General features: G+C 58.6%; 4 protein-coding genes. All 4 read left to right on the top strand.

The window, feature by feature from the left end; translation table 11 throughout:
* Positions 1 to 363: 363 nt before the first annotated feature.
* Positions 364 to 2,043 (top strand): ShlB/FhaC/HecB family hemolysin secretion/activation protein, encoded by a 1,680-nt coding sequence (locus KDX37_RS27920; RefSeq protein WP_231656450.1) that lies wholly within the window; start codon positions 364 to 366, stop codon positions 2,041 to 2,043.
* 36 nt (positions 2,044 to 2,079) lie between these two features.
* On the top strand, positions 2,080 to 11,250 hold the full coding sequence (locus tag KDX37_RS27925) for a hemagglutinin repeat-containing protein (RefSeq protein WP_231656447.1): 9,171 nt from the start codon (positions 2,080 to 2,082) through the stop codon (positions 11,248 to 11,250).
* A complete protein-coding gene (locus KDX37_RS27930; protein ID WP_231656448.1) occupies positions 11,251 to 11,709 on the top strand; it encodes a hypothetical protein in 459 nt (152 codons plus the stop codon). It begins immediately after the preceding gene.
* A 563-nt stretch (positions 11,710 to 12,272) separates the two neighbouring features.
* Positions 12,273 to 12,576, top strand: a 304-nt coding sequence (locus tag KDX37_RS27935) for a hypothetical protein (RefSeq protein WP_231656449.1), incomplete at its 3' end; no start/stop codon positions are given.

A 12,576-nucleotide genomic window follows, 5' to 3' on the forward strand; every position in this document is an offset into this window, starting at 1 on the left:
CGCGATTGCCGACGCAGAAAGCCAGTGAGATCGAGCATCTACTGCCGCATCAATGGATGCCTGGCTGATCTACGCAAGGCGTATTCCCCATACGCTTACGGTCATGCTCCTGTTTTCTCTAACTTGCATGGCGTGGAACTGATGCCGCCACGACAATCACTCATGTGAAAGAGTTCACAATAAATGACCAAGCGGGGAATTTTTCAAAATGTAAGCGGTCTGTTTCCCCACAGATACACATGACGCCAGTCAGCCATAACGTGGCGTCGTCAAAGCGGCCCTTTCCGGCCATCCCAAGCAGGCGCACAAGTCGCCTCCAGCACTGTAAATGGAATACATATGCATGCCTTCATAAGGTCGTGGATGATGCTGTGCGCGCTGATTTTGGGCATGGGAGCCTTGAGCCCCGCTCAGGCCGCTACCCCGGGTGAACAGGACCTGATTCGCGACCGTCAGGACCGCTTGCTTGAAGAACAACGCCGCCGCCTTGAAGACCTCAAGGACCTGCCCGGCAAACAGGCCGAACCCGCCGCCCCGGTTGCGCCCACCGACGCCCGCTGTTTTGACATCAAGCGCATTGAACTCAAGGGCGCGGACTCGCTGTCGCCTGCCGAACGCGAGGCTCTTATCGCGCCGTATCTGGGCAAATGCCTGGGCGTCGCGCAGCTGAACGAGCTGCTCAAGGTCATTACCAATCACTACATCGACAAGGGGCTGGTGACAACACGCGCTTACCTGCCGCAGCAGGATCTGTCCCAAGGCGAGCTGCAAGTGCTGGTAGTGGAAGGCCGACTGGAAAAATTGCGCAGCGATGCGGCCAGCGGGCTGTCGGACCGCGAATTGGCCATGACCTTTCCTGGTCAGGAAGGGCAACTGATCAACCTGCGTGAAATCGAGCAGATGGTCGATCAGCTCAACAGGCTGTCGTCCAACCAGGCCCAGATGGAGCTTACACCCGGCCAGACGGTGGGCGGCAGTGATGTGGTGGTCAAGAACACCCCGCAAAAACCCTGGCGCGCCAACTTGTCGCGTAACAACGACGGCCAGCGCAGCACCGGCGAACAACAGTTCAACGCTGGTCTGGACTGGGACAGCCCGCTGGGGCTCGCCGACCAGTTAAGCCTGCGTGGCGGTCATGATGCGATCAGCGATCATCAGAAAACCTCGCGCAACGGCCTGCTGTCGTACAGCGTGCCGTGGGGCTGGTGGACATTCAGTTACCTGTACAGCGAGAGCGAGTACCGCTCGCAGGCACAGGCCAACGGCATCAACTTCAAGCAGAACGGCGACAGCCAGAATCATCAGTTCCGGGCCGAGCGGGTGATCCACCGCGACGCCGTGAGCAAGACCTCGCTCAACGCGGGTCTCGCCTACCTGCGCACCAACAACTACATCGACGACACCAGACTGGGCTTGAGCAGCAACCGCATCACCGAGGCGCAGTTCGGCATCAACCACGGTCGTCGTGTGGGTTCTGCGTTCGTGAACATTGATCTGGGCATGCAGCAGGGCATTGGTGCACTCGACGCGCAAGGCAATCACGACCCGGTCGCCGGTCAACCCGATGCGCGTTATCGCAAGTACACCGGCACGGTGAGCTACCTGCACCCCTTCCAGTTGTTCGGCGAGAACCTGACCTTCACCAGCCTGGCCACCGGGCAACGCAGTGAAGACGTGTTGTTCAGCCCGCAACGCCTGAGCCTGGGTGGGTCTTCCTCGGTGCGTGGTTACAAGGACCAGTTTCTGGCAGGCGACAGCGGCGGTTATTGGCGCAATGAAGTGCGCCTGACCCGTCCAGTGACACTCGACTGGTTGCGTCCGGCGTTCAGCCAGTACGGCGCAGCGGCAGGCTATGACCAGGGCGTTATCCGCAACAACCGCTACAACGGCGACGAACACGGTCGCCTTTCAAGCAATTCGTTCGAGCTTTTTGCCCGCGGTGAGCATGTCGGGGCCTCGGTCACGTTTGCTCACTCTCTGGAACGTCCTGACTCGATCGAGCGCGAAGCGCCGATCTATTTCAGCCTGGACCTTTTCCTTTAATCACCTGCGTTAATACGCTGTTTCGAGGTAATCCTCATGGATGTTCGCTCACTGACTCTGCAGGCCCGCCAGCCCAGCGCTGACTTGCCCGGGCGCCAGCGCTTCTGGGGATTACCCAAACGTGGCCTGGCCCTGATCCTGGCCAATGCACTGTTCTGGCAGCCGTTGCTGGTGCAAGCCGAAGGCATCGCAGTCAGTGGCGGCACCAACACGAGCGTAGGCCAGGCAGGCAACGGCGTGCCGGTCATCAACATCGCCGCACCCAATGGCAGCGGCCTGTCGCATAACCAGTATCAGCAGTACAACGTCGACAGCAAAGGCGTGATCCTCAACAACGCCACGCAAGCCACGCAAAATACCCAACTGGGCGGCATCATCGTTGGCAACGGCAACCTGAACGGTCAGGCCGCCAGCACCATTCTCAACGAAGTGGTGGGCGCCAACGCCAGCCAACTCAAGGGCTACACCGAGGTCGCCGGGCAAGGCGCGCGCGTGATCGTCGCCAACCCGTATGGCATCACCTGCAACGGCTGCGGCTTCATCAACACCCCGCGCGTTACCCTCAGCACCGGTAAACCGATTCTGGACGGTAACGGGCAACTGGACCGCTTCAACGTCCAGGGCGGCAGTATCAGCATCGACGGCACCGGGCTCAACGCTGATAACGTTGACCAATTCGATATCATCACGCGCAGCGCGAAGATCAACGCCAGGCTTCAAGCCAAAAAACTCAACATCATTGCGGGTCGTAACGACGTCAATGACCAGACGCTGGAAGCCACTCCGCTGGCAGATGACGGCAGCGCGAAGCCCGAACTGGCCATCGACAGCTCGGCGCTGGGCGGCATGTATGCGGGTGCGGTCAAGCTGGTCGGCACCGAAGCAGGCGTAGGCGTGAAGCTTGCCGGGGACCTCGCCGCCAGTGGTGGCGATATTCAGATCGATGCCAATGGCAAGCTGACCATGAACCAGAGCGCGGCCAGCGGCAATATCGTCGCCAAGGCGCGTGATATCACTGTCACCGGCCCAGCCTATGCCGCCGGACAACTGGCGCTGAGCGCGTCGGGCACGCTGGACAACAGCAAGGACCTGGTTGCAGGTCAATCTATCGTCGTGCAAGCCGGTCAGCTCAAGAACACCGGCGTTATCGAATCCGGGGTCAACGCCGACAATACACGCAACAGGAACGGCACCCTGAGTGTGCAAGCCCGCAACCTGGTCAACCAGGGCACGCTGGCCGCAAGCAGCACGCTTGGCCTGATCATCGGCGATACGCTGGACAACCGCGCCGGGAAGATCCTCAGCGAAGGCAGTCTGGACATCAACGCTGCCCGCCTGGACAACAACAAAGGGCTGCTTTCAAGCGCCGGCGCTCAGACCGTCAACGTCAGCGGTGGCCTGGTCAACAGCTCAGGGCAGCTCGTCAGTGACGACGCACTGACGGTCAGCAGCGCGCGAGTGACCAACGACGGCGGCACGTTCAGCGCAGCCAAACCGATGAGCATCACCACCGCGCAACTCGACAACGACGCCAAAAGCCGAATCACCGGCGGCGACAACCTGGCCCTCAACGCCACAGTACTGAATAACCTGGGTGGCCTGCTTTCCGGCGCCAAAGGCTTGAGCTTCGATGGCGATACGCTCAACAACACGGGCGGCACGCTGGTCAGCAATGGCGGGATAACCCTTGATCTGATCGGCACGCTGACCAATACCAACGGGCAAGTGATCAGCGGCAGCGATCTGCTGGTGCGGCGTTCGGCACAGGTCAATAACCAGAATGGACGGTTGAGCAGTCAGGGCTTGCTGACGCTGTTGACCACCGACCTGGACAACCGCAACAAGGGCACACTCGCAGGCAGTACCGTCGCGATCACCTCCCGCGGCACCGTGCAGAACGGCAATGATGGCTTGATCTACAGCCAGAACGGCACGCTGGACCTGACCGCCAACACACTCAACAACGACAAGGGCACGCTGCAAAGCAACGGCAGCATGACCCTCGCCAGCGGTGCCTTGAGTAACGTCAACGGCAGTATCGTCGCGCAAAAAGGTGATCTGACGGTGACGGGCGCAAGCCTCGACAACACCGCAGGTGCACTGGGCAGCCTCGCGGGTCAGGTCCGCACGGACCTGTCCGGGTTGTTGCGCAACGGCAAGCTGGACGCCAGGCGCGGCGTGATCCAGGGCCGCAGTCTGCTGCTGGCCGCACGCGGTGGCATTGATAACACCGGCGGCGACATCTCCGCCCAGGGTGGCGACGCGCTGATACAAACAGCTTCGTTCACCAACCGTGATGGTGCGTTGTCGGGCGGCCTGGTGCAGGTACGCGGCAACAGTTTCAGCAACAGTGGCGGCGAAGTGTCCGGCTCACGTATCGACTTCGACCTGTCCTCTGCACTGGATAACCGCCAGGGCATCATTGAAAGCAGCAACGGTTTCGCCCTCAAGGCTGCCAGCGTGGACAACTCGCGAGGCAAGTTGCGCGCATTGGGCACCTCTGGCTCGTCTTCGCTGACCTTGACTGGCGTGCTGAACAACACCAACGGCCAACTGGAAAGCGCCAATACCGACCTTCAGGTTGCCGTCGGCAGCCTCATCAATACTGGCGGCTCGATACTCCACGTCGGCAACGGCACACTGGACCTGGGCCTGCCCCTGCTGCAGAACGCAGGCGGCAGCCTGACCACTAACGGCAGCCTGAAGCTGACCGGTGACAGCTGGACCAACAGCACTACGCTACAGGCCGCCAGCCTTGAAATGGACATCAAGAACTTCCGACAACTGGGCGGCGGTCGATTGCTGGCGGGCACGCGCTTCGTCGGTCGCGGCGAAAACTGGGTCAACGACGGCCTGATCGCCAGCGACGGTGCCCTGGACGTCAATCTTTCAGGCGCCTACAGCGGTGCTGGCAGCATGACCAGCGTGGGCAAGTTCGACCTCAAGGCAGCCCGTCTCGACCTGACAGACGCCAAGGCGCGTCTGGCCAGCGGCGGCAACAGCGTGATCGACATCGACGGCATTCTGGCTACCCAGGGCCGTATTACCAGCAGCGCCGACATGCAGATCAACGCAGGCACTGTGAATAACTTCGGCACCCTGGGGGCTACCAAAGACCTGACCGTCAACACGCCTTCGCTGCTGAATCAGAACGGCCTGATATTCAGCGGCGGCAACATGTCGCTGCTGGTGAACGACTTCACCAACAAGACCGCCGACGTCTACAGCATGGGCAACCTGCGCATCAGCCGTGACGCTGCAGGGGCTTTCGCCAACTCCATCATCAACCGTTCCGGCACGCTGACAAGCGACGGCAGCATGCTGCTGGCAGCCAACTCGGTGCAGAACATTCGTGACGTTCTGACCGTCAACGATGCCGGTATCTACAGCGGCCGTATCGACGAGTTGTCCTGTACAACCGCAGGCACCGGCAACCTGGACTGCAGCGGGGGCAAGGAACACCACGTCTGGAAGATCCAACAGCTGGAAAAACTGGAAGTCACCGGCGCAAGCGCAGCCTCCAGCATCACGTCCGGCGGCAACATGACGCTTCAGGGCGGCGACTTCCTCAATAGCAGCAGCACCGTGGCCAGCGGCGGTACGCTGAGTGCCTCATTCAACAACTTCCAGAACATCGGTGTTGTGCCGGGCAAGACCCAGACCGACCGTGTCTTCGTCTCAGAACGTACCCGCAATGACAACGGCTGGGAAAACGCAGCAAGCACGTTCAACCAGCAGTACTCCGAAGGCGGCGCGAGCTATAACGTCAATAACCTGAGCGGTCTGGAAGCGGCGATGAGTAATTTCATCTCGCTGACCGAGCGGGAAGTTTCAGAGCTGCGCACCATCAACAAGACCGTTTTTGATCCTCAGACCTATGCCGCCGTGATACAGGCGGGCGGGGCGGTCGACATCCGGGCAGGCAATAATTTTGACAACTCGGTGGTGCAGCGTGGCTTTACCTACGTCAGCGGCGGCGCGCGCACCGACACCAGCGCGCCGGGCAGCACTTATGCAACAGCCGTCCCGCTCAACCGTCAACTGGCGCCCGATCTCACCCAGCAACCGGTCAACCCGACTGCATTGCCGGGCTTCAGCCTGCCGACTGGCCAGAATGGTCTGTTCCGCCTGAGTGATTCGCAGAGCGCAACCGACCTGCAAGGCAGCGGTGCACAGCTGCTGGGGGTAGCAAGATCGGCTCAGCCCCACCGGTACCTGATTGAAACCAACCCGGCGCTGACTGACCTGCGTCAGTTCCTGAGTTCCAGCTATCTGCTCGATAACATTGGCTACAACCCCGATGCGGCCTGGAAACGTCTGGGCGACGGTTACTACGAGCAGCGCCTGATTCAGCAATCTGTGGTAGCACGCACGGGCCAGCGCTTCATCGACGGCCTGACCAGCGACGAGGCAGTCTTCAAGTACCTGATGGACAACGCCATTGCCAGCAAGGACCCGCTGAACCTGAGCGTGGGTGTTGCGCTGACCGGTGAACAGGTCGCGGCACTGACCCACGACATTGTCTGGATGGAAGATCAGGTGGTGCGTGGTGAGCACGTGCTGGTCCCGGTGTTGTACCTGGCACAGGCCAACAACCGCCTCGCCAACAACGGCGCATTGATTCAGGGCAGCGATGTAAACCTGATGGCGGGTAACAACCTGTCCAACGTCGGCGTGTTACGGGCCAGCGGCAATCTGCGCGGCACCGCAGGCAACAGCCTCATCAACGACGGCCTGGTCCAGGCCAACGAACGCCTGAACCTGCAATCCAACAACGACTTGATCAACCGTGCGGGCGGCATCGTGACCGGTCGCGATGTTGCACTGGCGTCTGCCAATGGCGACGTCACCAACGAACGCACCGTGGTCAGCCACCAAAGCGCGGTTGGCGCCTCTACGTGGCGTGAAGACTTCGCCAACAATGCCGCACGTGTCGAGTCCGCCAACGACTTGATTCTGAGCGCCGGTCGTGATGTGAACAACGCAGGCGGTGTACTGCAGGCTGGCCGCGACGCCAACCTCGTTGCCGGGCGTGACGTGACGGTAACCTCCGTACAAACTCAGCAAGGCCGCGCCAACGGCCCGAATCACACCACCTCCAGCACCACGCAACTGGGCGCAACCGTCACCGCCGGCCAGGACATCAACGCCCAGGCCAAACGCGACATCGCGGTAACGGCGAGCCAGGCGCAGGCTGGGCGGGATGTGGCGCTGCGCTCGGCCGGGAACATTAAGGTCGACGCGGCTGCCGACGAAAGCGAATATGTGTCGCGCAACAAGAAGACCACGCTGGAGACGCGAACGGTCAGCCAGCAGGGCAGTGAACTCAAGGCCGGGAGCAACCTTGCCCTTGATGCAGGCCAAAATCTTGATGTTGTCGCCAGCCGTGTCAACGCAGGCGGCAACGTCGCTCTGGATGCAGCGCAAGATATGAGCATTGCGTCTGGCCTGGACGAGAATTCGTACTTCTACTCCAAGAAAAGCAAAGGCTCATTTGGTCGCAGCAGCAGCAAACAACAAGAAAGCTACGACAGCACCAACGTCGCGTCCGAGATAACCGCAGGGCAAGACCTCACCGTCAACGCCAGCAAGGCGGCCAACGGTGGCGTTAACGTCAATGGTGGACGTGATGTGAGCATCATCGGCAGCCAACTGACGGCAGGCAACGATCTGATAGTAGGCGCAACACGTGATGTGGCCGTACTTTCAGGCGTTGAAGAGCACGGTGCTTATACCAAGACATCCAAATCCGGCTTCATGGGCTTGTCCAAGAGCGGTAAAAGCGAACTCAAGACCAGCGCGACACAAGTCGCGAGCGAGTTGAATGCTGGCGAAGACGCGGTAATTGCATCGGGCAAGGACATCAGGCTGCGGGCGAGTGAGGTTAGCGCTGGTAATGACGTAGACCTGAGAGCAGGGCTTCAAGACAAGACCGGTGACATCAACCTGATATCGGCCAACGACGAAGCCTATAGCCGCAGCGAAGCGTACAAGAAGAAGACCGGGCTGTCGGTGTCCGGTGGTTTCCTGTCCATCTCGTCGGCAAAGGAAGCAGGCCGGGTGGCACAGAGCACGACCAGCGTAGGCAGCCAGGTCAATGCGGTACGCGATGCAGGCCTGCAAGCCGAGCGAGACATCAATGTTATCGGCAGCAGCATCAACGCAGGCGGCAACGTCCGCTTGAACGCCGGTCAGGACGTCAACGTGCTGGCTGCTCAGAACAGCAACTCCAATCAGGACTGGGAAAAGAACCGCCAGAGCGGCATCGGTGTGTCCTCCAACGCCAACGGCGTGACCTTCTTCGCAGGTGTGGATCGCGCCAGAGAGAAAAACCGCCTTGAGCAACAGACCGCCGCAGCCAGCCAGATACGGGCCGGCGAAGACCTGGATGTCACTGCCAAGCGCGACATCAACCAGTCCGGCTCAGACCTTGAAGCGTCCAACAACATCAACCTGACCGCAGGACGCAACATCAAGATTGATGCGGCTCGTGAGAAGCAGTTGATCGAACGCCAGCGCGAGACCGAACGCAACGGCCTCAGCTTGAGCCTTAACCATAATTACGGCAGCACCAGGGATGCAGTCAGTGGCGCCGCACAAGGCGATGATGCTGTCAGCAAGGGCTCAAGTACACTCAGGGCAGTCGATAGCGTCGGGCAGTTCCTGTCAGGCCCGACGGGTGATTTGAAAATCGGCAACAGCAAGCAAAGCAACAGCCAGCAGGTGGTCGAAGAAACCAACCGCGCTTCGACCCTGAACGCTGGCAATGACCTCAATCTGCTGGCCAACAATGACGTGCAGGTAAGCGGCGGCCAGTTGCAGGCAGGCCGCGATATCAACGTCAAAGGTCGCGACGTCACCCTTGACGCCGTCAAAGGCAGCTACAGCCAGGAAACCCGCGAGCGTCAGAGCTGGGGTGGCATCCACGGCGGCACCAGCGGCGGCATCAAGCTTGGCATCGGTGGTAGCAACGGCATTGCCAGCGGCGACCAGAGCCAGGAATCCTCGACTGTAACCGCGTTGCAGGCTGGCCGTGACGTCAACCTTCAAGCAAGCAATGACCTCAACCTCATCGGTACTCAGGTCCAGGCTCGGCGCGACATCGACCTGCGCGCCGGTAACGACCTGAACATCAAAGCGGCCCAGAACAACAGCACCACCGACAACACCCGCAAAAACGGCGGCGGCGAAGCAGGCTTTGCATTTGGCCCCGGCGGGATCGGCGTTTACGCCAGTGTCAACATCGGCAAGGGCGATCTGGAACGCGAAGGCTTGCAGCAACAGGAAGCCTATCTGTACGCAGGCAACCGTCTGGGCTTTACCAGCGGCCAGGACACCAACATCAGCGGCGCCACTTTACGGGGCAATGAAGTCGTCGGGCGCGTAGGGCGCGATTTGAACGTCACCTCCGTCGCCAACACCGGTAAGGTCGAAGGCAAGGAATACGACCTAAGCGCCACCGTCGTCGTGGGCTTTGGCGGGAGCGTCAGCGGCTCGGCTGGCTACGGTCAGACCAACGGGTCCACTCACTGGATCGAACAGCAGACCAGCATCACCGGCAAAGACCAGGTCGATATCCGCACAGGGAACCACACCCAACTCGATGGCGCGCTCATCGCCTCCGACACCGGCAACCTGAAGCTCGATACCAACACGCTTGGCTTCAGCGATATCGCCGGCAAGGACAAGGAGCACGGTTACTACCTCAACGTTGGCGGTTCCTACGGCAGTAGCGGCGGCGCCGTTCAGGACCAGAGCCAGGTCGGCAAAGGCACAGAGGGCGATAACGGCTGGAGCTTAGAAGGCTGGAACTACGAGAAGGATCGTCAACAGATCGTACGCGGCACAGTAGGTGCTGGCGACGTGGTCGTGCGTGGTGATGCCGCAGCGGGCAAAGACTCAACTGCCGGCCTGAATCGCGATGTCACCAAGGCCTATGAGATCACCCGCGATGATGAGCATCGCACAGACCTGTATGCATCGGATTCTTCCCTTGACGCTGCCCGCAAACCTATAGAAACAACGACGAAGTGGACCCAGGAGCTTCTGGCCTACGACGATACCGCTCGACAGAATTTTGAAAATGCCACGCGAGGCTTCAATAGGGCCGTAAACAAGATAGAAAGTGTCCTGGGGCGAAAGATGGACGCGGGTGCCTCAAGCATCAGCGGTGCGCAGTTCGCCGAACGTACCATGGACTCGTTGCTTGAGGGCGGGATGACCCGGACGCAGGCCATGAACACCATGGCTGACCCTGAGTTTCAGGCCAAGGTAATGGCTGAGGTTGACGGGCTGTCGAAGCTTGATCTTTCCAAGATCGACGTCAAACAGATCGAAGCAGCCGCTAAATTACTCAACACAGGCATGGAGGGAAACCTGCTGTATCTGGATGAGACTTTTATCACTGAAAGCGACAACGGTGAACTGACGGTGTCGCAAGAAGTGCTACGACAAATGGTGGGGTTCAACCAGTACGTTGCAGACCACCCCGGTCAGGAGAAGGCGATCACAGCTGTAGTTGCCCTGGCTCAAGGTCCTAAAGGGCTGCTGCAAGCGGCCCTTATCAACGCCTTATCAGCGACTCCTCCGGGTGAAGAGATAATAAGGCAGATCGAGGCATATAACGAGTTAGTCGGTACCCAGCTTGCGAACGGCCTTGAGGGAAGGATCCTCAACAAAAACGAAGCGGAAGAAAACGTACTGATCGGAGGCGGCGAGTTCTTCGCCGGTGTCTTGACAGGCGTGATCAAGGGCCGTAAAGGTAAGGGCGAGTCGAAAACCGTCACGATGGAGCCCAAGAAGCATAGGTTGGGAGAGGGTGAGACTGGAGGGGGCGGGACACCGGTTGGTGCAAAAGGCGCAGGTGAAGTTGCCTCTATAGGCGGAAAGACCTGTGTTTATAACTGTGTTGTTGATGGCGTGACTCGTTATGTTGGAATAACCGACGACATAGTTAAGCGCGGTCAAGCTCACCTCAGAGAAAAAGGCATCACGATTGACAGAATAGAGGGTTTACAGAACCTTTCACGTGCTGACGCACGGGCAGTCGAGCAAACACTGATCGACTACCATGGCCTTGGTAAAGATGGCGGCACGTTAATCAATAAGATTAACTCTATATCGTCTGTCAAAAACCCGACTAAGTATGAGCAGGGTTTGATTCGCGGCGCCGAGCTGCTGAAAAAAGCTGGATATGAAGGATTTTAAATGGCTAAGAAGGTAAAGCTGGGCGACATTTTGCAGGTGTTAACCTCGCAGGGTGTCGCATATGCGCAAGTTACTCATAAGCATCCGGAATTTGGTTTTTTAATACGTATTTTCCCCGGATTTCATAATGAAAAACCAAAAGATTTTTCGGTTGTTGTTGATGGTGAACCACAATTTTCCGCATTTTTTGTTGTTCAAAGTGCGGTAAATCAAGGCCTTCTATCCGTTGTGGCAAATGTTCCGGTTCCCGAAAGGTTACAAGTGTTTCCTACGTTCCGTTCCAGGAATGGCGGGCCGGGAGGCTCTATTTGGCTATGGAATGGAAGCGAAGCACTTCGGCTGGAGAGAGAGATTAGCTCGGAAGAGCTGAAGCATTCCACAAGAGGAATTATCAGTGCGCCATTGCTTGTTGAGCGTATTGAAAAGAATTACAGAGCCGAGACCCATGAGGTTTGGTGAGTTGTAGAAGTTTCAACTTGATCTGACACTTTCGACACCGGCCTTGCGCCGGTGTTTTTGCACCCTATCTGCACCCTGATTGCACTCTTTCTGCATCCTATTTACATCCTTTCTGCAGTCAAGTTTCATCCCTTTTGCACCCACCCTGACGACCTATGGTCTAGTTGCTCAATACGCCCTTTTTGAGCATGATTTTTCGCCCCTTAACAGGAGCAAAATCTCAATACACATCACGCACCTCTCGCGAGGTGGGTATTTTCTATATGTATCAATTAGTTATCCGGCTTCTGTCTTCTGGGTGCTGTTATACATTTGTAATACAAAACACAGGGTTCGCCCAATAAACACTGGTGTGCGGTGTATTACCTTTGTAATACACAGATCTACCGCCTTTCGATTACTCCTTCCAATTAGTCGCTGGCCCTGCTGCACGAGCAATGGCCCCGGCTACCTAGTGTTTCACAATCACCGCATCGAGCAGTCCACGTACCAATTCCTGCTCTTCCATCGGCATGCATGAAATCACTTCGAACTGGTAGCACAGTCGATTCCGGGTTGCGCCGGTGCTTGGTCGAGCGGTCAGAGCTGCCCAGCGAACCCCCTGCACACAAGCCAATGCCAAGCGCGAAGCCAAACGCAATATCGTCAGCACCTTCGTGACCGGCATTGCGGCCATGAGCGATCCGTCAGGCGCAGCAGCGGCCAACAATGCGTCCATCTCCAACCTGGACAACAACTGGCTCGCGACGCAGCAAAGGGTCCAGTACAACAAAGAAATGGCAGATGCCAAAACCCTGCCTGAACAACTCGACGTCATCGTGAAATGGGAAGGGACGTCGCTGCGCCAGGACGTCATCAGCGCTGCCG

The sequence above is a fragment of the Pseudomonas californiensis genome, assembly GCF_021147775.1.
In the GTDB taxonomy this organism is placed as follows: Bacteria; Pseudomonadota; Gammaproteobacteria; order Pseudomonadales; family Pseudomonadaceae; genus Aquipseudomonas; species Aquipseudomonas californiensis.